Here is a 24,068-nt window from a genome sequence, read left to right as displayed (position 1 = left end):
TATTAGTTTATTAAATTAAATGTTTAATTTTATATTGTTGCTGCCGAAACAGCTTTCTTTCTTCTTTTAACAGTAAATCGGCCAACACGAGGTACAATTTTGGGAGTATCCATTTCAAAGAAGCAGATATGCAGTCCGATAGCCCTTGTCATTAATAAGTCATCATGCTTACCGGTAATTGCGCCAAAAGCGCCGTTCGGCTTTTTCTCATAACACAGATATTCATCCAAACAACGTTCATCACGTTCTGTGTACAGGTTTTCACGAATAACTTTGACTAATGTTGATATAATCATCGGTTTAGTGGAAATGTTGGTATGAAAACCGTATTTTGTAGGTAATCCCTCGCGTACATCTTCTTCTGATTGTTTGCGTGCATACAGGTTGGGATATATATCCTTTATTTGGTTAAGAATAAATCCGGATTGGTCACCATCCACTTGCCGCTCCTTATCATGAGTTTCCAACGTGTTGCTTTCTATCACCAAAAGCGAATTGTCATAAAACGCTGCTATTTGTGCCGCTTTCCACGCAAGCTGGTCGATGTCGCAATGTCCATACCATTGGGCAACCACGACTGGCCTGTCGCCATCAATCATGAATAGACGATCGAACACGACAATGACAGAGAAGTCGGCTTTATTGGAACGGCCTCCCACATCGACAACAGTGAGGTAGCGGTCTGTGACAACTTCCTTTTCATCTATTTCAGGCAGTTCCCAAATATGTAACAACCCCTGTTTGTCTTCCACAAAACGCAAGTTCTGCAAAGCGTTCTTGCCTTCGTCTGCATCGGCGTAGACTTCGCCGACATATTTAGGCTTCTTGCAGGTACCACGCATTGCGTCCACCTTGTATTTGTCAAACACACGCGCTCCTGAATGAACAAAGGCTTCAATATCGTCGGACGGAAATTCGGCAGCCATTTGTCCATGGTCATTATACTTCCTACGTTCGGCTATATACCAGTTGATAGCTTCGAGCGTAGCCCCTTTCTCCCATAACCACCAAAGATACTTACCGCATTCTTCACGTTCGGAACTAGTATTTTCATTGTTACGGTTTTTATAGAGCCATTCTGCAAAACCTTGTTTTTCTTTATCCGAATTGAAAGCTAGCGTGTATTGTTCTATGTCGAACCATGATACGAACATGGCTTCGAACTGGGAATCCCCTTTCTTTGCTGCGGTATATTCCCTGTGAAAGAAATTTCCTGTACCATTCGCTGTACTCTCATAGACAATCATAGTGTATGGTTTTAGGAGAATACCCGAACAGGCCGACCGCACAATATCTTCTGGTTTCTTACCTTCCGTTGCTTTCCATATTCCTACTTCTGAAAGATGTACAAGGTTATAATCTCCACCTCGGCAACTATCCGGGCGTTCCGCTGTACCAATTTTAATTTTACAGTTTCGTTGAGGAACACGGTATATGCTACCCGATTTACCCACTCCTACAAGTTTCGGCTCATTCTCATTGTAAAGCTCATCAATCTTGTGAAGCATTTCGACTGGATATTTTTTAATCATCCTGTCGAACATATCTTTGATTTCATCGGAACCTGCACCTTGATGTGCTATTATGAGTGAATTCAGTCCTATTTTGTGAAGGAGTTGCAACCATGCCATATAAAGCTGTGAAGTGGTAGAGCCGCCCCATTGTCGCGCCTTTAGTAGAATAATACGTATTGGCTTTCCTGCAATACGTAATTTTTCGAGCCGTTCCACAAAGCGACGTTGCGGTCTTGTAAGACGGAACAATACATCTTCTCCACCACCTTTATTCTTGATATAAACGAATGTAGCTGCCCAAAATGGAAAGTCCTCGCGGCTACGTATGCGTACAAATTGCTCTATAACTTTCAGCCGATCATCCGGATTGTCTTCTACTCCCATGTAATCCGTAAGGAATTTGGCAATAGAACCTGCTTCCACAAGTTGACGTACAAGCGGTATTTTCATTACACGCTTTGGTAGCCATTGATTGCGTATAGGAAAATCACTAATGGTACATTTGACACGTCCCCCTACAGAACCTTCGCCGGTAATAGGATTAAATTTTGCATAAATAATTGAATTACGGCGTTCATTCTCTATTAGTATATTGGTAATGGCTTTTATGTTTATATTACCTTTAATCATGTGACTTTTTTATTATCGGCTTGTTAAGCAGAGCCACAAGGAAACCTAACATATAACACCATAGGTGTAATATTGCATTGGTGTGTGGAAATAAGAAACCTGCAGTAAGATAGAGTATCATCCACAACTGGTAATATTGTTTGCGTAATACTTCAAACGAGATTGAGCCAAATAAAACAAATACTATTCCCGATAATCCTACTGTTGGTGATGTCATTTCACCAATAAAACACTCAATAGTGTCAACTGGAATCGTAACAGCAATTATGTAAGCTAGTACTAACCGCCATATTCCAATGTCATAAATAAAAACCATTGAAAGCAAACACCATGAATTAAGGGAAGCGTGCAGAATGTTTGCGTGAAAAAATGGGTACAATACACGTCCGGCAATATCACTTCCTGCGTAAATGCCTACAGTTTGCCAATCCCATACTTTGAAAAATGACAAACCTACAACAATAGTAGAAATTACAAGAGCCGTAATCTTTTCCATTTTTCTTGTATCCATTGTTTTCTTGCTTTACATACCATTACTTTTGCACTGCCTGGCGTAAGGTAGAATTTAGGAGCAGGTTGTGCAATAACTTTGGCGCACAGTTCGGAAATAGTTAATTCAGGATATTCTTTTTGAAGCTTAAATACCCGATTATAAATTTCTTCATACATCTCTTTTTTCAATGGGCACATTGTGCTCAAATCTGTTTTACCTCTCATCATTGCAGAAATAATCAATGCAGCACGTATATCACTAACCCAAAAGCGGCGAGAGGGCATATTGACTATTATTTTGTATACCTCGGACATACGGATATAGTCGCATGATGAAATGTATTCATCGTATGCTCTCATTAAATCGTCCATACGTTCCTTTGAGTATTCCATTATAGCGCCTTTATGCTTCATTTTTCTATTTATCTATGTTCCAAAGTTATAGATTGGAGCGTAAAAAGATAAACGTGGAATCCTTCTTTCCCTCGCTATTTTTGCTTTGTAGATAAAGACTAAAATTTATTTTTCTCACATTATACCTAATAATATGGAAGTTAAGAGCAATCGCGAGCGATACACAGATCGATTGAAAGCAAAGTATCCCGATAAAGAGTTTGCCGACGACGAGGCATTATTCGCTCAAATTAACGACGAATACGACGGTTTGGACAAAGAATTGTCTGGCTATAAAGAACGGGAAAAAGCACTTTCCGATCTTTTTGCGAGTAATCCACGTAGTGCAGCATTTCTCACTGATTGGCGTAAAGGGGAGGATCCAATCATCGGTATGATACGCAAATTTGGTGATGATTTTAAAGCTGCACTTGAAGACCCGGAGAAGCAAGAAGCTCTTGCTGCTGCCAACAAAGAGTATGCGGAACGAATAGCCAAAGAGAAGGAGTTTGAAGAACAGTATCAGCAGAACATTAATGCAACTCTTTCTACTCTTGAACAAATGCAGCAGGAGGAAGGTATTTCTGATGATGAAATAGATCAAGCAATGGAGTTTCTGATTGGAATTATGAAGGACGGACTTCTTGGTAAATTCACTCGTGATAGTATTCAAATGGCTATCAAGGCTATCAAACATGATAGCGATGTAGAAACAGCCAGTCATGAGGGAGAAGTGAAAGGACGTAATAGTAAGATTGAGGAAAAACTACGCAAAGGGAGCAAGAGTGACGGTACTGCTAATCTTGCAGGAAAGAATGGAGGTGGTAATGCAGACTCACGGCAAATGCCAGATCTTGGTGCAATAAGTCGATATGATGGTGCACAAAATATTTGGGAACGTGGAGGCGAAAAACGTAGGTCAATAAACAAATAAAGATACACAATTCATTTATTAACAATTAAAATTTCAAGCAATGAAGAAAGTAATGAATTTCTTTTGTCGCATTACGCTAATGATATTAGCGTTTGTGACGAGTGCATCAAGCGGTGTCATGATGGCTGACGCATCAAACCTGCCAGATGCAGGTAAAGTGACAGCCGGTGCAGACGGTACGGGTGGAACAGATGGTATTGCCACAGAAACCGGTGGTCGTGAAAATGGAGACCCGAATTTTTACTTAAGCGATGTAGATAAGCGCATTGTGAAAATTCGTCCGATGGCGACACCTATTGATCAAATTAGTCGTTATGCGAAATCAAGTAGTACTAATTCTTTTGAGGTGAAGTACTATAGTGTGGGTACACGCGAAATAAAGTGTAGTACTAATAAAAAATTGGAAGCAATGACGGGTGGTGCAAGTGTTTCTTTGCCAGTGAGCGATCTGAATATGTTCACATTGGATGACACTATCCGTGTGGTAGGTGTAAGTGCTATTACTAAACCGGATGGGACTGCATATTCAGAAAGTGACAGCAATGTTCCTGACCTTGAACTTTGTGTGTGTGGAAAGGATAGTTCAACTAATTTGCCGACAGTCTATGCAGTAAATGGGAAAATGGATGATTCAAGCAAGCAACCCATTCTTTTACCAGAGATTCCGCAAGGAACAACCCTTGTCCGTATGGGAAAGGCCTGTGGTGAACTGGATGTGCAGACTGGGCGTTTCAACAATATTCCTATGCCGGAAACACAGTACTGTCAGAACTTCATGATACAGGTAGAACAGTCTACCTTTGACAAGATTGCTGCCAAAGAAGTGAATTGGAACTTTTCCGATATTGAAGAAGATGGCGTATATGATATGCGCCTTGCCATGGAGAATACCTACTTGTTTGGCGTTAAACAGGTTATCAAACATGTTGCCAAGGACGGTATGAATACCTGGTTTACAGGGGGAATCTGGTGGATGGCAGGAAAGGATATCGAGGTTGGTGAATGGAACAGCGAAAAGAACTGTGCCGAGATTACTGATGAAAATCTCGTGGATATAACCAAAGACCTTTTTGTCGGTACTGGTATCGGTAATAAGCGTAAGATTTTATTCTGCGGAAGTGATATGCTTTCGGCATTCTCCAAGATTAAGAGTGAGAAATTTCGTTTGAAAGATACCGTTGAGGTTTGGAACTTGAAATTTAAATCTTGGGATACTGACTTCGGAGAAGTTCTTACCATTCATCATGAATTATTTGATGTGAATGGTATGAGTGATTGCGGTTTTGCCATGGATCCGGAATACCTTTCCAAGAAAACCCACGTGTCTTGGGCACGCAATGTGCTTGACTTGAAGAAAGCGGGTATTCGTCGTACCGATGCAGTAGTGATTCAGGAAGTAAGTTGCTTATATCTGCGTTATGCAAAGGCACATGCGCGTATGAGACTTGCAAAGGCACCTGCAACAGTAGAAGATAGTGGTTCAGAAGCTGCTTAATTAGAGTATAAATAAATCAAATTATTAATCGGGGGATGGGATAGAAGTCCTATCCCCTTTTTAATTCATTCGACAATATGACTATTAAAACTTACATGGCGAACACCAATATTAGTATTAATGTTGTGCTTCCAAGCAAAAAGAATTTTCATATAACGTTTACTCCTTTGTCAAATGGTAGTAGTGTGTTTACCACAGATAATGAAATCTTACAAAGGTCAATAGAGAGACATTACAACTTTGGAAAGTTGTTTAGACTCCAAACTTCACAGGAGCAAAGTGCTGAAAGAAAGGTGACAGACAAACAAAAGGTTACTTCTTTAAAGAATCAGAAAGAAATTCCGGCTGCTGAGAATGTAGACAAAACTGAATTGGATAACAACGAGAACGTTGAGCAAAATGGAGAGACGGAAGATAACGCAGGGGCAGGGGATGATGAAACTGTTTGCAAGGTCAAAGTGAGTGATATTGCAGCTGCTAAGGATTATCTTGCTGACAAATTCGGTATCAGTCGTACTTCTATGCGTTCTACTAAAGCCATTCTGGAACAAGCAGCAGCTCATGGAATAGAGTTCGAAGGATTGTAATAATAAAGTAATAGCGTATGACGGTATATCATCTTGACGAGATAGCTGGAGATGTTCGTATAGCACTTGACCAAAACACAACGAGTGATGTATTGAAAGAAATTGGTGATGTAGACACGCTTGCATTAAACGACATCATTAAATCAAAGATTATTGAGGCTGTAAAACGTGTGCACAGTTCTGCACCTCCTTATCTACTCGATGGAGGACATAACTTCGGAGATGAGGTGTATTGGCAGAAATGTGAAAGTGGCTGGGTGTTATTGCCGGAGGATTTTATGCGTTTTGTTGTTTTCCAGATGAGCGATTGGGAGCGTGCAGTATTCTACCCTATAAATGTCGACGATCCTGAATACGAGAAGCAATCTTCCCGGTTCAAAGGAATACGTGGCACTACACAACGTCCTGTATGTGCTATTTCTATACGACCAGAGGGGAGAGTATTAGAGTTTTATTCTTGTAAAAGTCAGGATGCAACGGTCAGTCGTGCGGTTTATCTTCCTTATCCCAAGATAGACAAATACGGTGCGATAGAGATTTGTCAGCGATGTTATGACGCGGTGGTGTATACTATTGCCGCATTAGTATTAACAACGTTCGGCGATGTGGAGAAAAGCTCTGCATTGAACGAATTAGCTAAATCAGTATTAATATGAGTTCGATAAAATCAACACAGATAGACGGTGATGTTTCCGTCAGTCGTAATGCGGCAGTAGGTGGAGATGTTACCGTCCAAGGTAAAACCCATTTAAAAGGAAACGTAAAAATAGAGGGGTGGATTGAGGCAAAAAATATAAAGGCAGCTAACAAAGGACTCTTTACTACCATTGAGAAATTGAAAGCGGCTTACCCGTTCCCGCATGACGGTTGGTGGGCACTTGTTGGGCTTTCTTTACCTGCTCCTATATACGTGGGTGATGGAGGTGAGTGGGTTGCAACCGGACAGACAGGTGGCAATCCATCCATAGACAGTGGTAAATTTAACGAAGCTGTTGAAAAACTACAAGAAGACATTACTAAATTGCAAGATGATGTATCGGATATTGAGGATAAAAATAGCTCGCAAGATACTAGTCTTACTACACTTGGGAATAGTGTCAATTCTTTGCAGGAACAGGTAAACACAACCAAAGACACCGCCAACAAAGCAAGTGCCAAAGCGAATGAGGTAGGAAACCAATTGAATGACTTTAAGGGAACGAAAGGAGAAAATGGTGGTATTGCACCTCTTAATGAGTATGGTAAAGTACCTAGCCGTTATTTACCGGCTTCTATGGATGATGTGAAAGATTTCGACGGTTTCGTGGAAAAAGTGGTTGTTCAACCATCGTCTATCGGGAAAAGTTCAACGGATGATGGATGTAAGATTTACTACCACAAGGACACCGATTCGCTTGTTCTTTTCTATGACGGTGTATATTACAACAACTGGCTGGATTCTGAATTGTTTGGAAATGAAACTATTGACGGGATAACTCCTGTTTCGGATAAGGTGTATTCTGACACAATTACAAACAAGACTTATCGTTGGAGCGGTTCGGCACTTGTTATCATTGGTTCAGACCTCGCCCTTGGCTATACAAGTTCGACCGCATTTCCGGGCGATGAGGGTGCGGATTTGAAGCAGAAAATGCTACAAGCCAATGAAGATATTACGGAAAACAAGAACGTATTGTTGTCCCATTACAAACAGATAGTAGCACGAAGCGTAGTAAATGTGAACCAACTCTTTGGGCTTACTAATCGTAAGATAACATTCTCGGTGGCTCTTGATAGATGTGCGACATCCGAATATGCTGAATCTTTGCAAATACCAGGTGTTGTGCTTACCTTTCAGACTGAAGCAGGTTGGCAGTCCAAACAATGGGTTATCATTGATGATTGGAATAAGGAAAGCAATTGGACGGACTTCGGAGCTTCCAATGGAGAAAGCGTTGGTAACACAATCAATGTAAACGCCCTGTGCAAAGATGTGGAATATACGCTATCCACCGCCATAAAAGCCATTATTGACCTTGAGCAAGAGAGCGGAGTGGCATACATTAAGAGCGGTATTGTAGTGACATTCAAGACCGCAGAGAGCGACACCAACGGTGCACCTGTATGGCTTGCCTATCAATTTACACGAGAAGTAAGCGATGTAAACCCGGATGATTTGAAGCCGTGGGTAGCCTTTGGAAACGGAGGTGGCAAGGTGGAAACATCGGACACTCCAGCAGAGGGAGGAAAAGATGCACTTTCAACAGGCGGTGCTTACGCGATGCAGGAAAAAGCAATCGCTGGTTTTGACGAGGAAAGCGATGAGGATTATATCTACTACAAAGCCGTGAACCTGAATGGTGGACAAATAGAAGATGTGATACTGAAAATACCTAAGAACGGAGGTGGAGGCGGTTCCAGCGAGGACAGCACCCTATCCATTTATTTTGAGGATGTCGCTCCCATTGTAGCGTTCGGTTCTGACATAAAAATTAATGTGGCCCTACGTAGTGTGAGTTATCCGGGAGGTGTAGAAACACTTGGCGTTATCCGTAATGTGAGCATAATTGACGCAAGTACGGGACTAACCCTATTTAGCGAGGACATGAATATCGTAGGTTCTGCAAGTGCCACAGACTACAAGTTTGAACTTGACTTTACTGGCTATTTCAGCGGAGCGGCGAGCAAGAGTTTCTTTGTGCAAGCTACAGATGCTGACGGAAATACTAAGAAGAAAGCCATTACAGTAGTAGCCGTGGACATCACCGTGGAGCAGCCTATGGCATTGAATTACACAAGTGACACTGTTCTTACCGTAGGTGGATCCGCCAAGAACATCGGACAGTTTTATAAATTTCCCAATAACACATCATCCATACTTGTGACCGTGGAAATGTACTACAACGGAGAATGGAAGAAACTCGGTGAAGCAATGGTAAGCGACAGTTATACCAAGAGTATATCCGTAAATCCGAACGATGTGTTTGGTGGTGGTGAACGGCTCTCGCATGGTGCATATCCTGTGCGTATCTTCGGTACGGAAAGCAAGTCGGGGGTAAAAGGCAATACCATCTATTCAGCCCTTATGTGCATAGACGAGAATAATAGCACACCTATTGTCGCCCTCCGTTTCAATGACAAGAACAATGGTACATTGCGTCTGTATGACAATCTGACCGTAGAAGTAGCTGCCTATACACCTGGCAAGACAGAAACGCATATTGATGTCTTCTATGATGAAGAAAAGGTTACTTCTGTTGATGCCATGATTGCTGAAACGATTACCGTGAACAAGCAGATAAGCGGCTATAAGGCGGACGGAAGCCAAAGTATTACTGTACACGCTGAAAGTGGAAGTGTCAGCACCAATGAAATAGAAGTGACGGTTAAAGGAAGTGCCATTGACATTGCCATCAAGGACGGTGCTTTGTTTGGGTATGACTTCTCCACACGAAGCAACAGTGAAAGTGACCACACCATTATCAACAATGGGGTAAAGATGGAAATCAAAGGTGCGAACTGGTCAAGCAATGGATTTATAGACTATCTGAACGAACGCTCTTTGCGCATTGCCGAGAATGTAACAGCCGAGATATTGGATTACCGTCCTTTCGGAAATCCGTCCGTAGAAAGTGCTAGTGGTTGTGCTTTCCAATTCGCTTTTGCGACCAAGAATATCAAGGAAGCCAGCTCAAAACTCATAGAGTGTTACGATGCCGACAGCGGTGCCGGATTCTATGTATGCGGAAACAAGGTTGCTATTTTCTGCAAAACAGGTCAGCCGGCATTGGTAGAACGCTCTTTTAAGAACGGAGAAAAGCACACTATGGCTATCGTTGTAGAGCCTTCAACTATCTTTGTAACCCGTGGTGGCAGCAACTATTCATGCATGAAGCTGTATTTGGATGGTGAAGAGGTGGGCTGTATAGGATATATCAGTAATAGCGGAGCTATTCTCAACTCAAAGACTGTCACTTTTGACGGAACAGAGGGAGACCTATACCTTTATTACATCCTTGCCTACAACAGTTACTACGAGTGGGCACAGGCATTTAGAAATTACTTGTGCAAACTGACCGACACAACGGCGATGATTGATGAATATGAGAGGGAGAATTTGCTTGATACACAAAACCGTCCGACTCTTGAATCTCTTGCCGCCAAAGGTATCCCTTACTATGTAGTTGTGAATGATCAGCAGACTTTTGACACCTTTGACGGAGATATTGACACGAGCAAGAAGTTCAAATGCACACTATTCTACTATGATCCCAAACGACCTTGGCGCAGCTTCAAGGCTATCAATGTGCAATGGCGCAGACAGGGAACGACATCGGCGAAGCGCCCTATCAAGAATGACCGTTTCTATCTTCAGAAGAATGACGGTTGGGAAGTTTCTCCTATCTATCCGGAATATACCAACGAAGATGCAAAGGTTTCGTATGACCTGATGAAATTAGGCTATGTACGTGTAGGCGAGAATTCTATACCTGTGAAAATCATCACAGTAAAGGTGGATTACTCCGATAGTAGCAATGCCAATGACTGCGGAGTTTGTAACCTTATGAACGCTACATATCGTGCCCTTGGCAGCAACTATCTGACTCCGGCGCAACGTGCCTTTGACGGAACATGGGTAAAAGGAGACATCTCATTGAGCGGATTGACGATGAACCATTCGACTGCCAACCACCCGATTGCCGCATTTCGTTCGACTATGGAAAGTCTTACCGATGCTTGGTTTCATGCCAAAGGTAATTGGAAAGAGGATAAAGGCGAGCAGGTGGCACTCGGTTTCAAAGACACACCCGGCTACAACAAAGGGTGTTTGAACTATGGCGACTTCATCGAATACTTCGGCAGAAGAGACGAAACCCTTGATGAAATTGAATCACGCTTCAAGAGCGATAGTACCACAGACAAAAGTAAACTCTATATGCTCTCCCTTTATTGTGGCGAGAACTACCGCTTTATGGCATACGAGAGCGGTGCTTGGACTGCACAAAGCGGAGAAATGAAGCAGGTAGATGGCAAGTGGCAGATAACAGGTAAGGTGTTGAATCCTGTAAGCGGTTATGAACTGCTGACTTATGATGCCATGAACTGGTGGCAGGGAGTGGGAAGCATTGATGACATGATGGAACCGACCACGGCAGAATCATCGTGGGTAACAAAACTGAAACTCGGACAACCGACCTATCCGATGTGGACACGCTACTTTGAGTGTATGATAGACGATGACCAACTGCAAATAGATTTGGCTATGGGACGCAAAGTGCCTTGCGACTTGTTTAATGTGTTGGTGTTCTGCGACAGTTGCGACTATGCCAAGGAGGAACTTAAAGACACTTGGAAAGAGATTTGGAAAACGAAGATGTGGAAGTACATAAATCCGTATAGCCTTGTGTCGTACTATCTCTTTACGGACTACCTTGCCGCCGTTGACCAACAGGCGAAGAATATGCAACCTATGTGGTTCTTGGAGGACGGTTGCAGCGTGAAAGACGGAGTATATAGTGGAGCAAACGGTATGGAAGCCAGAAGAATGTACTGCAACAAGGTGTATGATTGTGATACCTGTAACGGCAAGGACAATGACGGTGGCCAGACCATTGATCCGGAGGTTGACCCTGGCGACTTGACGAGTAGCGCGTACGCAGGACGAGGCAGCGTGTTGTGGAACGACATACGCGGACAGCAGACTATGGAGGTGGATCAAAACGGTAACACCATTACGCTTTCGGCTATCGCTGACACCATGCGTTCACTTCCGGACACACTCGGCATTGGTTCGGGGCCATTCTCTCCGAAAGGTGCGCTCCATTACTTCGTTACGGAAATATTGAAGAAGTGGCCAAAAGTGGTGTCAAGTTACGATGGAGAGCGTAAGTACATCAAATACACCGGATACAGCGATATTTATTTCTATGCTTTGCAGGGATTGGGACTTACTTCTTTACCGGCGTTCATCGAACAACGTTGGAGAATCCGCGACGGTTACTACCGTTGTGGCGACTTCAAAGCAGAGAGCGGTTATATAGGCGGTCGTATCGGTGCGAAAGAGGGGGCGGTTATTCGTTTTAAGGCTGCAAAGACAGGCTACTTCGGAATTGGTAACGACAGTGGAAACATCACGCAGGGCATCTATCTGAAAGCAGGAGAAGAGGGTGTGTTCAGTAATTTCCAACATGGCGAGAACATCATGCTCTACATCTATCAAGCCGACCGTATGAGTATGATTGACTTGAGTGAAATCAGCATTGACCCTCAATTCGGTAATACATTGTCGAAGATGGTGTTGTTGCAGGAACTTTTCCTTGGTAGCAACACGCACGGAGATTGGACGATGTCGCCTGGTAACACTGGCTATATGACCAATCTTGATTTGGGCGATATGCCGTTCTTGCGGGTATTCGATGTGCGGCATACGGAACTATTGAGCGTTAACGCATCGAAGTGTCCACGTTTGGAGAAAGTATATGCGGATGGCACAGGGTTATCGACCATAAACCTTGCAGAAACTGCTCCCATTAGTACATTGACGCTGCCCGATACGATGACGGAACTTGTATTGAACAATCTGCCAAACCTGACCTATCCCGGAGGACTTACGCTAGGAGGTGTAGGCAAGGTAGCAAAGATATTCGTAAATGAATGTCCGTATGTGGATGCTATGACACTTTTAGAGCAGATAATTAATGCGAGTGCGATCAGAACTGTACGTATTCCTAATGTAAATGCAACTGCTAGTGTTGATTTGTTACGTTCTATAAAGGATAGTGGAGCAATTGGGCTTGATGCAAACGGGAACGCATACGATGAGAGTGGACAATGTAGTGGTATTACAGGACGTTGGATATTGAGTGAACTTGTAGAAGAGAGTGAAGTAAATGTCCTTACTGCATATTTTCCACAGTTAGAGCTTCATAATTCGCAATTTTCTATTGTGAAAATCAATGATGTTGTGGATAACGATTCATGTGAGAAGTACAGCAATCCTGAAAACAAGACAGGTGAAGACTACGATAACACATATATTCCTAGTGGGCATACTCTTGCTATAAAGAAAGGTTGCCATGCTTTTAAATGCTCGTTCAACACGAAGAAGAATCAAATGGAAGGTGTACAGTTGAGTGATACAGACTTTAATTATCTGAAAGATGGTAGTAGCTTTGATGTTGCAGATACGGCAGGGGAGGGTTTTGATATATTTTGGCATGCTCCTCACTATTGGTATAAGGGCGTAAATGATTATAAGAACCAAGTGAAGTATTTTATTACTTCTGTTACGGAAAACGAGCCTATTTCGACTGCATTACACAGCAAGAAGGCTAAACTTTCTGAACTTCTGTACAAGGAGAACACTGGAGTGTATGCGAATGATGCTGTTATTGGTGAGGTTATGAGTGAGGATGTTATATCTACAGCTTCTAATACTAACAGCTATAAGATGGACGTAAAAGGTATGAAGCAGGTGAAATGGCCGGGATTGAATCATGCGCGACTAGGTGGTGTATTCACTGATGAAAGTAATTGTGTACTTGGTATATTCATTATGTCCGTAAGTCATACGTATTTTGACTTTTCTATAGGTGAGTGTGTATTCTGCGATGTACCTAGCGGTGCAAAATGGTTCTATTTTACTTCTTTTCGCGACATTGGTAATGTTGAGTGTCTTTCTGTGGATAGTGCCAGCATTGAGGCTCTTGAGCCGGAATGGACTGAACATACAGTAGGTGATAATGACAGTCTTGTAGGTGTTTATCCTATTACTATTGACGGTTTGAAGATGCCACGAAGTCTTTCTGGTGAGGTACGCTCAAAGAAAGGTAATGGTACGTCCACTACGTCAGGTGAATGGAAATACGATAGTAGTGGTAATCCTATTGAGATGCCGATTGCTACCCTAAACTACACAGCAAAGGATTTCCAAAATATTTCCCGTTTGAGAGGTGCAGGTTACCAATTACAGGATTATGAACAACACAAAGAGATTAGTAATCTTTGGTGGGCATTAAACGGAACAACCAACGAACAATCTGTAGTCGGTAATGGAGGACATGACGCTATTTTAAATAAGCTGGATTCCATTGGTATGGCAGATAGTAGTAATGCTGGCAATTCTCTTAATTCTATACTTGGTTTGAAGCATTATGTAGGCTGTGATTCAGAGTGGATGGATTATATTGCATTTAATATCCCAAGTTATGAAACATTCTACAAAGCAAGATGTATTGATACTGATAGTTCGTATCCTTCGGATTATATAGCCCATATTTATGATCCTGTGAAAAAGACTGAACGTACAGTGAAATCAGTTGAATCTTCCAATGCAAATTGTGTGGTACGCTTGGTACATGGAGCAAAATGCGATATTTTGCCAAGCAGGGTTCATAATGCAGATACGAGTAAGTATGTTACTCATTATGCGGCTGGTTATTGGATCAATAGTAGCAAAGGCCGTTGTGTTTTGCGGTCTGGCAACAACTCGAATGCGCTCAGCGGTCTCGCTTATGCGAGCGCGAACTATGCATCTTCGCACTCGAGCACGTTCTACGGGGCGCGGCTGGCCTTCCGCGGAAAATTCGTAATAATTGAATAGAGCGAAACTCGTTCTTGCGAAAAAAGCGTCAGAGGGAGAGTCGACCAACGGGAGACTGCTCCCTCTCTCTTTTTCTAATGTAGGTTGGGTAATATATTATAGAGCAGCATGAATATTTGTGCCTTAAAATGTTCTATATATGGAACATTTTTTGTATCTTTGCAATGCAATAACAAGGTATGGAATTGAAAGCAAGATTCAAAGTGATAATGTCAAGCGAGGCAGATGCCTTTCTTGATACTTTGCGCCAAGACATTAAAGACAAGATTGTTTATAATGTAGATAAGGTTGCCAATGGATATATGGATAAAGACCTTTTTAAAAAATTGGATGGTACGGATATTTGGGAGTTCCGCACTCTTTATAAAGGTATTCAATATCGTTTGTTGGCTTTTTGGGATACTGATGCGGAAACATTGGTTATTGCTACGCACGGATTCGTCAAAAAGACACAAAAGACCCCAAGTAAAGAGATTAACAAAGCGGAAGCTATTAGAAAATTGTATTTCAACTCAAAAAAATAGTGATATGGAAACGATTAAATTTTATACCCTTGATGAAGTTAAGGATAAGCACATTGGGAAAGTCGGGACACCACATAGGGATAAATATGAGGCTGAATTGCAGTCGTTCCTTATCGGTGAAGCTATTAAGAAAGCCCGGAAATCCCAAAATATGACACAGGAGGAGCTAGCCCAGAAGATTGGTGTTCAGCGTGCACAGGTGTCGAAAATAGAAAGTGGTAGGAATCTGACACTTTCGACTGTTGCGCGTGTATTCAGAGCAATGGGGATGGAGGCCTCTTTAAGTATTGCAGGTTTTGGAAGTATAACTCTTTAAAACATAGTAAGGTGGACAATCCCACGCGCCGTTGTGTTTTGCGGTCTGGCAACAACTCGAATGCGAACAGCGGTCTCGCTTATGCGAACGCGAACAATGCATCTTCGAACTCGAACACGAACTACGGGGCGCGGCTGAAATTCTGTTGGTTAAACTAATCGGAGACTCTATATAAGGTACGAGATTACCACCGATATTCTCCGAGGGATTAGAACCTCGGCAACAGCATAATAATATAATATATATATTTTATGGAAAGCCGGAACATAACATTAACCATATGTGGGGAGTGGCTTGACTTCTCCCCACAAGACCGGAAGGCGGTCTGTAAAATTGATGATTTATTTAAACTGACCGGAAATATACCTCTGGTCAGTTATCCGTTATATAACCTTATACCGGAAATTATATCAGACGAAAATTTGGAACGCTCATTTAAGCGTGTCATGGCGAATCTACGAAATGCAGATGCTCGAAATGGGAACAGGTCTATGCCGAAAACTATCATAGACGGTATCGAATGTTCTCCAAGAATGATTCGTTATGTGACAAATAAAGGAAAAATATTTGAAATGTTGAAAAACCAAATTGGTAATGGTACATTCCGTATCAAGAACCTTAAATCATTTCTTACTGAAGACGGCCCGAAAGTAAGAACAGTACAAGCTCCTTCGGTCATAGAACGCATTGGGAGTAATGCTATTATGGAACCGTTGGAAAATCGACTTTCTTCTTTATTGATAGAAACTACCGCTGCTTCCATACAAGGACGTGGACCGCATGGGTTGTTTCATCAGATACAAGCTGCAATGGCAGAAAATCCTAATCTCAAATATTACTATCAAAGCGACTACAAAGGATATTATGACAGTATTAATCACGAAACTTTAATTTCTATTATTAAAAGATATGTAGGCGATCCTCTTCTTTTGCCCATTCTTGAAAATTTTGTGAAGGCACTCTATCCTGATGGAGAATGTGGTATCAGTAAGGGATTGCGATCGTCTCAATTCCTCGGTAATCTTTATCACAATGATATTGACCACCGGATGATTGATGTGCATGGAGCAAGATATTACTTTCGATTCTGCGATGACATTTTTATTCTTGGAGAAAGTAAACGCGAGTTGTGGAGGTTACGTGACTGCTTGCACATCGAAGCAGATAAGATGGGGCTTACGATAAAATCAAGTGAGAGAGTTGCCCCTATATCTGCTGGTATGGATGCTCTTGGGTATGTAAATTATGGTAGCCATACTCTGTTAAGGAAACGGATAAAAGTAAATGCTGCTAGAAAACTGTCTAAGTTGAAATCCCGAAAGCGTAGACAACAAATAATTGGATCATTTAAGGGTATGGCTTGCCATGCCGATTGCAAGCATCTATTTTATATACTTACAAAAAAGAATATGAAGAAATTTTCAGAAATGGGTGTAACATACACCCCAGCTGACGGAAAGAAACGCTTTCCAGGTAAAGTAACACGATTGAGTGATATATAAACATTCCTATTGAAATACATGATTTTGAAACTGGTATAGACACCAAGGAAGGTGAGAACAGATATTTGGTATCATTTCGTAATCCTGCTAAACAAGAATGGGGAAAGTTCTTTACGGCTTCAGCGGAAATGAAGGGAATTTTAGAGCAAGTCAGTGACATTGAGGATGGTTTTCCGTTTGAGACAATAATTAAAGGTGAAGTTTTTGACGGAGGTAAACGAAAATATAATTTCACCTAACAGGTAAAAGATAACATACGAATCCGCATCTCATCCGCTACTTTTGTTGAAAATCAAAATTCATAAAGATGGAAAAGATTTACGGCACGAAGCAGCGGCAGGATGGGCTTATACATACAGGCCGAACCAAATGGACATTATTTTATGGCTTTGGAAAGGATGATGAGGCAAGTGAAAGAGGTTGGGAGTACCGACATACATTTGACCACAGTCCAACACTTTCCGAGGTTAAGGAACTTATTATCTCTACTATAAATACTGCCACGCAGGAGAAGATCGTGAACGGCTTTATATGGAATGAAAAGCCGATATACCTATCTGCTGAAAATCAATTGAATTTTGCTGCTATAGAACGTAACAAAAATATTCCATATCCACTTACCCTAAAAATCAATGAACAGGAAGATGGTACTCCCATCTACTACACCTTCGAGAGTGTAGATGAATTTATCTCATTCTCCCAGGCAATGAGCCTGTATGTGATAGAAACTGTTCAAAATGGTTGGAAAGAAAAAGACAGTGTAGATTGGACAGTGTTTAATATAAAATAGACAAGAATGAAGAAAAAATTGATTGAATGGCTTGCACAAAGCAACAGGTGGAAACATCTTGTTGGGGGATTTGGCATCGGTATTTGTGCGTTTGATTGGTTTTCTGCAACCTATGCAGGTGTACTTACTGCAGGTGCTTTGGAGTATAAAGACAAGGCATATGGTGGCAATTGGGACTGGATAGATTTCGGCTTAACAGTGGCCGGAACGTGTGTAGGACAATTAGTGAGAACTATCGTATGACGGAAGTGCAACATGTAACGGAGGTGGCTAAAGGCATTAGTGACTATGGCATGATGGCTGTGAGTGCTGCATTTTTTCTTTTGCTTTCAGCAGCTATGATGATAGCACTATTCAAATGGTTTAAGAGTATGATAAACCGCCTTCTGGAACAACAGGAGTGTTTGAATCAATTGCTTGATACAGTACAAGACAATGTGAGTTTGCAACGAAACTTAATGGAAAGACTTCAACCTGAAACCTTACTGCGTATCCGGAATTTGACGGGTTTCGCTTTTGACCTTAGTATCGAACAGGTTTGTAGGTTGATAAAGCGGGTTCGAATAGAGAATCACATAGCTGATCGTGAAGCAACTGTAAACAAAATACGGAAATCACTTCAAGTAATCCATGATGATCGAAAGAGTCGCTTTGACCCTTTTATATATCATGGAAAACCTCTGTCGGAATATTGTAATGAGAATTGGGTGGAAGATGTGGTGAGTGTAGTTGAAAGTGAAATCTATAATGAGGATGGAGAAAATAATGCACGCGCCTATACTAATGTGAAACTTGCATACGACAATATAAAAACGGACTTTTATCAACGCTTAAATAGTTAATTATGAAAATATTAATAGATAATGGACACGGGGAAAATACACCGGGCAAACGTTCTCCTGATGGGAAATTACGAGAATACCTTTATGCACGCGAGATTGCAGAATCTGTGGAACGAGCCTTGCGTGCGAAAGGATATGATATAGAGCGTATTGTGCATGAGACAGTAGATGTGCCATTGGCAGAACGAGCAAGACGTGTGAATGAAATTTGTGCACGGTATGGGGCAACAAATGTATTACTTGTTTCTATTCATTGCAATGCTGCGGGAAACGGCGAATGGATGAGTGCAAGAGGTTGGTCGGCATACACTTCAAAAGGTAAAACAAAATCGGATGAATTGGCCACTATGTTATACGAGGAAGCCGAACAGAATTTTGCCGGACAAAAAATCCGTAGGGATAATTCGGACGGAGATCCAGATTGGGAAGAGAACTTCTACATTTTAGTAAAAACCAAATGTCCGGCTGTTCTTACAGAAAACTTTTTTCAGGATAATAAAGAAGATGTGGCTTTCCTCAACTCAGATGAGGGGAAGCAAGCTATCATTAAAACTCATGTAAATGCAATAATCAAATACGTCACCAAGTATGGGAAAACTTAAGAATATTGCAGTAGTGTTGTTTATGATTGTATTTCTTGCTTCGTTGTTTATGAATGTAGTACATTTTGCAAGTAGGCAACAGAAAACAAGAGATACAACAAGAACAACCTATGTTGATACAATACCATTTTATAAGCCCATTCCTAAAGACAGCTTTGTTATTCGATATGTTACTGAACGTCTTCCTACAGTCTCGAAATTGCCGGAAAACGTACAAAAATTGCCTGAAAGCGTATCAGAATTTCCGAAAATCGTGAAAAATTTCCATGAATCTGTATCAGAGGATAGTGTAGATGTGATTATTCCTATTACCAAAAAGGTATACAAGGATAGTTTATATACGGCATACGTAAGCGGATATAACCCGAAACTTGACAGCTTGGTATTACATTCGCAACATGAAGTGGTAACCATTAACGACTGCTATCCTAGGTCGAGGAAGAAACGTTGGAGTGTTGGTGTTCAAATTGGATATGGAATAGCATTAAGAGGGGTGCCGGAATTTACACCATATATTGGAGTTGGTGTATCATGTAATCTATTCAATTTTTAATTATGACAGATATTGCTTTAACCGTCAATAAAGAAAGTGTATATGAAGAAGTGGCACAGACCACAGCTTATACCGGGGCTAAGATGGACAACGAACTCGCATACAACCGTATTTTCACAACGGATGAGGATAAGAGTATGCTAGAGCGTTTTTGGAATGAAAGCAAAAACACTGCTTGTAATAGCTTGAAAAAAATACTTCTTAACGAAGTCGAAAGAGAGGGGATATATCAGCTTTCGTTGGGGTTATCAAGTTCGTTTGATGAAGCTTTAACAGAAAGTATGGAACGTAGTCTGTTCTCGTTTTTTGTTATGAATATTACGGCAAAGTGGTACACATTTACCAATAAAGAAGAAGCAACCGGATATGCAACGGAAGCGGCTACCTATATGGAGGACGTCATGCGTAAGGCATTTTTTAAAAAACGTCCTATACGTCCTACGTACAATTGAATTATTTTTAATCTTTATTTATTATGGCAGAAAACAAGAAAACATTGACAGTGACCCAACAGGTTAAAGAGCTTGTTTATGATATTCAGAACAAGGCATACTTGACCGGGCAGGCGCGTGAGGCAGAGGGTAAAAAGAATTATGAAGCCGCCTCTAATATGCAAGCGAGTGATGATGAGGAAAACAGCTATCAAATCCGTCGTTCATTGGCAAATGCGTTTTCATCTTTGAAGAGTCTGCTTGGAGAGTATCTTTCAGAAGACAAAAGTACAAGCAACAATCTGATTGCAAAAGAAATTGATGATAATGGTGTACTAGAACTTGCATTCGAGTTGCCGAGTAACTATAACAACTCTTCGGCTGATGCGTTGGGCAATGGTATTCATGCCTACCTTGTAGATATGGCTTTGGGAGATTGGTTTGCCATTACCAACCCGGAAGATGCAGCTTCATACGTACAGCATTCGGCGATAAGTTTAGAGAATGTAAAGCGTGCGCTTTATAAACGTAGCCGACCTGAAAGACCGACTTATTCTTAATGTATTCTCATGGGATATTGTTGTAAGAAACTCCAGCAGACAAAAACAGTAACGCTGACATTCAAACGTTCAGAGTTACTCTATGACGTAGAGAACTGCTCTTTTGTGGAAGGTGATATTATGGAAACGGAGAATGAACATGCCCGGCATCAGGTGTTTGACATTGGACAAAGTGGTAATGTGAACCGGGTTACACGTGTACTCAATCTTACCCATGCAGAATGTGTGGAAATGCTATATCCATATACCAAACAGGAAATCTCGGACGAACAGGAAGCTCTTGATGATATTCTTGTAGCTCCCGAAGAATATCATATTGTACTCACTTTACCGGAGGATTTTTCTTTATCTACGGTGAAGCTACTAAAACATCTGATACACGAGTATCTTATCTGTAAGGTACTTGCAGATTGGATGAGTATAACGAATCCAAGTAGTAAGGCTAATTGGGAGGAGAAGATAATGAGTATCAGAGCTAAGATACAGACATCGCTAATGTCGAGAAAAGGCAAAATAAAACGAAAGTTGAAACCTTTCTGATAAAAGGAAGAGCCGGAGTGCATCACGCATTCCGGCTCTTTTGCTAACAATCTTTCTTAACCTTAATATGAAAAAAACTAACCTATGTAAGTTATCTTGGTTTATTAAGCATACGGGGGGTGAATTGGACGGTAAACCCCAACAAACTTTCAGATTTGTCTAGTTTGCATATTAGTACAAGTCGGAATGCTTTGTATGGTGTGCCATGGAAGCCTCGCATATATTTATCGGTACTACTCCATACTGCATGCCAGTTGAATAAATCATTTGAGCCATACAGAACTTGTGAGACATGGCTACTCTTGAAATATCCGCGTTGTATGATGGTGTCTATCGTTTTGAACATGTTTGGATCATCTATTTTGAACGGACGAGTGACAGCCAATGCAGTAATAGGTTCTATTGTGTTATCAGGCTGTGAGAAATTAACGAGATCATTATCTGAAGTCATAGCGAGTGCATCAGGATAGGAGTTTAAACCACTCATGATGTTACTATGCATCATTCCCCATTGCTTACTATCCATTGAATATAAGTAAGCATAGGTACATGATGGGTTGTGAATGATGATACGTTGGTGTATATAGTCGTAAATCATCCTACATGTTTTTAGAAATTCGCGGAAAGTTAGAAATTGAAATTCTGTTGAATTAAATCTTGTATTATTAACCAATTTATTCAAATGGGGTAAAGAATTGATAGAGAAAGCCAATTCACTGTCCAAAATATCCGAAATACATTGGCTTGTAGAACCGCTAATAAGCATAATACCACGGTCAGTTGCAAATAGTACAGCATTATCAATCTGGGTTATACTATCGGAATTAATACACACATCACGTGTGATAGGCTGGCGGGCAGAGTAGGAACCGGTAGAAGAAACCTCGAGGGCCCAAATTCCATCAGTAGAGAAACAGTAAAGAGGAAATTGACCAAATTGGCCTTGTGATAAAGCCTTTGCGGCTGAACTGAGTCCAATGATTGTACCTGTTCCAACAGTGCAGACTCCGAGAGCGGGAAATGAAAAAGGATCGTTTACATCAGAAGTATATATTTTATTTGGATATGGGATTCCGATTTCTGTATCAGTAATGAGGCTCATATCGGGGGTACTAGAGAAACTCGTGTTGATACTTCCGTATACTCCGTTAAGTGTTTCATGTTTATGTAATTTGCTATATGAATAGGATTTTACTCCATTGTTATCTATACGCTCAATAATAAGCTCTTTTGCATTGATGTTGGGATAAAAGAAGTATGAATCAACGATATTCATTGGTATACCGGAAAGAAACTGTACCATAACTTTTCGTTTCTCGGCTTCAATGAAGATGTATGCTTTATAAGAATATGTTTTCTCAACGGCTTTTTTAGTTTCGTTATCATACTCTCCATTAGCATATTGAAAACAAGATTCAAGTGGGAATGTCGGAGGGATAATAGTTACTCCGGTCAGATTTAGACGTGCGTTGTATGGAAATGCATGTTTTGCGACAATTGTTCCCATTAAATTGCTGTCACCCTCCATTACTTCTTTTGCCTCAAGTGAATTGAGAGCACCATTTTCAATAGAAACAATGTTCTCACCCGATTGTATTTTTTTTACGTCAATGGAAGAGATAAGGTAGAAAGGTAATGAAGAGTCATCATCTACAAGTGATTTACCTGACATTCCAAAGAAAAGTTGATTGGAATTGATTGATTCACTTGCATTATGACATCGATATATTAATTTACCGTTGATATTCTCATTACCGGAGTTAGCGCAATAACTTAAAAATGCGGACGAACCACCCATTGGTCCCAAATAGGCATATGGGGAGATTGATTTGCACATACTGTCCTGATCAACAGTATAGAGTGGGGGAGTGATAAATATATCAATACTCTTAACCAATTCCCCCCATTCGGCTACAGATTCTTTCACTTCATCGAAATTTGTTATCTCGTAATATAATTTTGATGCAACATGTGATACAACCATATTGAATTTGGTGTATAGACCATTGTTAACTTCATAACCTGTATAATGTATGAGATAAGGTATGCCATATGATGGGTAGACTTTTACTGGAGATGAAATGTAGTTGAGGGTTCCGTCATACATACGGTAGGCATATCTTATCATGAATGGGTATTGGAATAATCCTGCTGTTTTGGCATCGGCGGTATATTTATTGGTAAATGCCAATACAGTATCTCTTACAGCTTGGCTGGCTTCTATTGAGAGAATAAGTGAATTAAGAATAATAGACGGAGTAAATCCGGGGAAACTTGCAGATAACATATCCGAGTTTCCCATAGATGCTCTTAGTCGGAAAGAGAGCGATGGAAATACCGGGTTACTTCCCATGAGTACATATGTTCCTGACTTGTAGAGGGCATAAATTATGCCCTCAGATGTGAGTATGATTAATGTGTTTCCAAGTGATGTTACCTGATAGAGTTCTCCAGAAATAGATACTATATCTTCGGGCTGCTTATCAGTGTCGTTAGAGGATAACCATTGTAAGGCGGCGGATTCTGTATCGTAAATTATGTAATGTTTATATACCGAGATGTTGTGTATGTATATCACTTTTTTTCCTTGTGGGAGAGTAAATAAACATTGAGGCTTTTGAATGCCTTTTAATACTCCATCTTCAGGAATAAGATTCATTGCAACTGACAAGTCACCATCTGCACATTCGTAATCTGATGGATTGGCAGAATATCCATTGTACTTAATCTCTTTTATCATATTACAAAAGGTATTTAGTGATAATTGGTAATAGTTTACCGT

General features: G+C 41.0%; 20 protein-coding genes. 16 read left to right on the top strand and 4 right to left on the bottom strand.

Going from position 1 to position 24,068, the window contains the following annotated elements; genetic code table 11:
* Positions 1–29: 29 nt before the first annotated feature.
* Genes DWZ47_RS10450 through DWZ47_RS10440 form a run of 3 tightly spaced genes read right to left on the bottom strand, consistent with a single transcriptional unit; the run spans position 30 to position 3,029 of the window.
* Positions 30–2,144, bottom strand: coding sequence for a terminase (locus DWZ47_RS10450; protein WP_073345897.1), 2,115 nt, complete (start codon positions 2,142–2,144; stop codon positions 30–32).
* Positions 2,137–2,655, bottom strand: a complete 519-nt coding sequence (locus tag DWZ47_RS10445; RefSeq protein WP_073345895.1) for a rhomboid family intramembrane serine protease — start codon at positions 2,653–2,655, stop codon at positions 2,137–2,139. Before DWZ47_RS10445 ends, DWZ47_RS10450 begins: the two co-directional genes overlap by 8 nt.
* Positions 2,616–3,029 (bottom strand): hypothetical protein, encoded by a 414-nt coding sequence (locus tag DWZ47_RS10440; protein ID WP_233525033.1) that lies wholly within the window; start codon positions 3,027–3,029, stop codon positions 2,616–2,618. Before DWZ47_RS10440 ends, DWZ47_RS10445 begins: the two co-directional genes overlap by 40 nt.
* A 154-nt stretch (positions 3,030–3,183) precedes the next feature.
* Here DWZ47_RS10440 and DWZ47_RS10435 point away from each other — a divergent pair, with 154 nt between their 5' ends.
* From DWZ47_RS10435 to DWZ47_RS10360, 16 genes are all read left to right on the top strand, one after another.
* Positions 3,184–3,963, top strand: coding sequence for a hypothetical protein (locus DWZ47_RS10435; protein WP_073345888.1), 780 nt, complete (start codon positions 3,184–3,186; stop codon positions 3,961–3,963).
* A gap of 40 nt (positions 3,964–4,003) precedes the next feature.
* A complete protein-coding gene (locus DWZ47_RS10430; RefSeq protein WP_117513054.1) occupies positions 4,004–5,458 on the top strand; it encodes a hypothetical protein in 1,455 nt (484 codons plus the stop codon).
* A gap of 77 nt (positions 5,459–5,535) precedes the next feature.
* Entirely contained in the window at positions 5,536–6,045 is a 510-nt protein-coding gene (locus DWZ47_RS10425) for a hypothetical protein (RefSeq protein ID WP_117513052.1), read from the top strand.
* A 17-nt stretch (positions 6,046–6,062) separates the two neighbouring features.
* Positions 6,063–6,701 carry a hypothetical protein gene (locus DWZ47_RS10420; RefSeq protein WP_004317992.1) on the top strand — a complete coding sequence of 213 codons (639 nt, stop codon included), beginning with the start codon at positions 6,063–6,065 and terminating at the stop codon, positions 6,699–6,701.
* Positions 6,698–14,626: a hypothetical protein gene (locus tag DWZ47_RS10415; protein ID WP_117513050.1), complete on the top strand. Its 7,929-nt coding sequence runs from the start codon at positions 6,698–6,700 to the stop codon at positions 14,624–14,626. Before DWZ47_RS10420 ends, DWZ47_RS10415 begins: the two co-directional genes overlap by 4 nt.
* Before the next feature lie 179 nt (positions 14,627–14,805).
* Positions 14,806–15,150: a type II toxin-antitoxin system RelE/ParE family toxin gene (locus DWZ47_RS10410; protein ID WP_008761282.1), complete on the top strand. Its 345-nt coding sequence runs from the start codon at positions 14,806–14,808 to the stop codon at positions 15,148–15,150.
* 4 nt (positions 15,151–15,154) lie between these two features.
* Positions 15,155–15,466, top strand: a complete 312-nt coding sequence (locus DWZ47_RS10405) for a helix-turn-helix domain-containing protein (RefSeq protein WP_004317997.1) — start codon at positions 15,155–15,157, stop codon at positions 15,464–15,466.
* Between the two features lie 251 nt (positions 15,467–15,717).
* Positions 15,718–16,968: an RNA-directed DNA polymerase gene (locus tag DWZ47_RS10400; protein ID WP_233525032.1), complete on the top strand. Its 1,251-nt coding sequence runs from the start codon at positions 15,718–15,720 to the stop codon at positions 16,966–16,968.
* A 307-nt stretch (positions 16,969–17,275) separates the two neighbouring features.
* Positions 17,276–17,758 (top strand): hypothetical protein, encoded by a 483-nt coding sequence (locus DWZ47_RS10395; RefSeq protein ID WP_117513048.1) that lies wholly within the window; start codon positions 17,276–17,278, stop codon positions 17,756–17,758.
* A gap of 6 nt (positions 17,759–17,764) precedes the next feature.
* Positions 17,765–18,001, top strand: coding sequence for a hypothetical protein (locus tag DWZ47_RS10390; protein ID WP_008761285.1), 237 nt, complete (start codon positions 17,765–17,767; stop codon positions 17,999–18,001).
* Positions 17,998–18,600 (top strand): hypothetical protein, encoded by a 603-nt coding sequence (locus DWZ47_RS10385; protein ID WP_004318005.1) that lies wholly within the window; start codon positions 17,998–18,000, stop codon positions 18,598–18,600. Before DWZ47_RS10390 ends, DWZ47_RS10385 begins: the two co-directional genes overlap by 4 nt.
* Positions 18,601–18,602: 2 nt before the next feature.
* The gene (locus DWZ47_RS10380; protein WP_117513046.1) at positions 18,603–19,202 is read left to right on the top strand and encodes an N-acetylmuramoyl-L-alanine amidase; all 600 of its coding nucleotides are present in this window, start codon (positions 18,603–18,605) and stop codon (positions 19,200–19,202) included.
* Entirely contained in the window at positions 19,189–19,755 is a 567-nt protein-coding gene (locus tag DWZ47_RS10375) for a DUF6808 domain-containing protein (RefSeq protein ID WP_073345866.1), read from the top strand. Before DWZ47_RS10380 ends, DWZ47_RS10375 begins: the two co-directional genes overlap by 14 nt.
* 2 nt (positions 19,756–19,757) lie before the next feature.
* Positions 19,758–20,207, top strand: a complete 450-nt coding sequence (locus tag DWZ47_RS10370) for a hypothetical protein (protein WP_004318011.1) — start codon at positions 19,758–19,760, stop codon at positions 20,205–20,207.
* A 23-nt stretch (positions 20,208–20,230) separates the two neighbouring features.
* Positions 20,231–20,746, top strand: a complete 516-nt coding sequence (locus DWZ47_RS10365) for a hypothetical protein (RefSeq protein ID WP_008761290.1) — start codon at positions 20,231–20,233, stop codon at positions 20,744–20,746.
* A 9-nt stretch (positions 20,747–20,755) separates the two neighbouring features.
* Entirely contained in the window at positions 20,756–21,286 is a 531-nt protein-coding gene (locus DWZ47_RS10360) for a hypothetical protein (protein ID WP_117513044.1), read from the top strand.
* A gap of 91 nt (positions 21,287–21,377) precedes the next feature.
* On the opposite strand, the gene DWZ47_RS10355 is transcribed toward DWZ47_RS10360, so the two are convergent.
* Positions 21,378–24,026 (bottom strand): hypothetical protein, encoded by a 2,649-nt coding sequence (locus tag DWZ47_RS10355; RefSeq protein WP_073345861.1) that lies wholly within the window; start codon positions 24,024–24,026, stop codon positions 21,378–21,380.
* Positions 24,027–24,068: the final 42 nt, after the last annotated feature.

Origin of the sequence: Bacteroides sp. AF32-8BH, assembly GCF_003435205.1 — a bacterium.
Classification (GTDB): Bacteria; Bacteroidota; Bacteroidia; order Bacteroidales; family Bacteroidaceae; genus Bacteroides; species Bacteroides ovatus.
Note: the sequence above shows the minus strand (reverse complement) of the source record. Positions and strands in the feature narration are given on the sequence as shown.

Excerpts from the sequence above, each read along its gene's own strand:
- DWZ47_RS10440 (WP_233525033.1), bottom strand. The coding sequence starts at position 3,029 with ATGGAATACTCAAAGGAACGTATGGACGATTTAATGAGAGCATACGAT.
- DWZ47_RS10370 (WP_004318011.1), top strand. The coding sequence starts at position 19,758 with ATGACAGATATTGCTTTAACCGTCAATAAAGAAAGTGTATATGAAGAA.
- DWZ47_RS10415 (WP_117513050.1), top strand. The coding sequence starts at position 6,698 with ATGAGTTCGATAAAATCAACACAGATAGACGGTGATGTTTCCGTCAGT.
- DWZ47_RS10435 (WP_073345888.1), top strand. The coding sequence starts at position 3,184 with ATGGAAGTTAAGAGCAATCGCGAGCGATACACAGATCGATTGAAAGCA.
- DWZ47_RS10410 (WP_008761282.1), top strand. The coding sequence starts at position 14,806 with ATGGAATTGAAAGCAAGATTCAAAGTGATAATGTCAAGCGAGGCAGAT.
- DWZ47_RS10395 (WP_117513048.1), top strand. The coding sequence starts at position 17,276 with ATGGAAAAGATTTACGGCACGAAGCAGCGGCAGGATGGGCTTATACAT.
- DWZ47_RS10365 (WP_008761290.1), top strand. The coding sequence starts at position 20,231 with ATGGCAGAAAACAAGAAAACATTGACAGTGACCCAACAGGTTAAAGAG.
- DWZ47_RS10430 (WP_117513054.1), top strand. The coding sequence starts at position 4,004 with ATGAAGAAAGTAATGAATTTCTTTTGTCGCATTACGCTAATGATATTA.
- DWZ47_RS10425 (WP_117513052.1), top strand. The coding sequence starts at position 5,536 with ATGACTATTAAAACTTACATGGCGAACACCAATATTAGTATTAATGTT.
- DWZ47_RS10405 (WP_004317997.1), top strand. The coding sequence starts at position 15,155 with ATGGAAACGATTAAATTTTATACCCTTGATGAAGTTAAGGATAAGCAC.
- DWZ47_RS10360 (WP_117513044.1), top strand. The coding sequence starts at position 20,756 with ATGGGATATTGTTGTAAGAAACTCCAGCAGACAAAAACAGTAACGCTG.
- DWZ47_RS10445 (WP_073345895.1), bottom strand. The coding sequence starts at position 2,655 with ATGGATACAAGAAAAATGGAAAAGATTACGGCTCTTGTAATTTCTACT.
- DWZ47_RS10390 (WP_008761285.1), top strand. The coding sequence starts at position 17,765 with ATGAAGAAAAAATTGATTGAATGGCTTGCACAAAGCAACAGGTGGAAA.
- DWZ47_RS10450 (WP_073345897.1), bottom strand. The coding sequence starts at position 2,144 with ATGATTAAAGGTAATATAAACATAAAAGCCATTACCAATATACTAATA.
- DWZ47_RS10355 (WP_073345861.1), bottom strand. The coding sequence starts at position 24,026 with ATGATAAAAGAGATTAAGTACAATGGATATTCTGCCAATCCATCAGAT.
- DWZ47_RS10400 (WP_233525032.1), top strand. The coding sequence starts at position 15,718 with ATGGAAAGCCGGAACATAACATTAACCATATGTGGGGAGTGGCTTGAC.
- DWZ47_RS10385 (WP_004318005.1), top strand. The coding sequence starts at position 17,998 with ATGACGGAAGTGCAACATGTAACGGAGGTGGCTAAAGGCATTAGTGAC.
- DWZ47_RS10420 (WP_004317992.1), top strand. The coding sequence starts at position 6,063 with ATGACGGTATATCATCTTGACGAGATAGCTGGAGATGTTCGTATAGCA.
- DWZ47_RS10380 (WP_117513046.1), top strand. The coding sequence starts at position 18,603 with ATGAAAATATTAATAGATAATGGACACGGGGAAAATACACCGGGCAAA.
- DWZ47_RS10375 (WP_073345866.1), top strand. The coding sequence starts at position 19,189 with ATGGGAAAACTTAAGAATATTGCAGTAGTGTTGTTTATGATTGTATTT.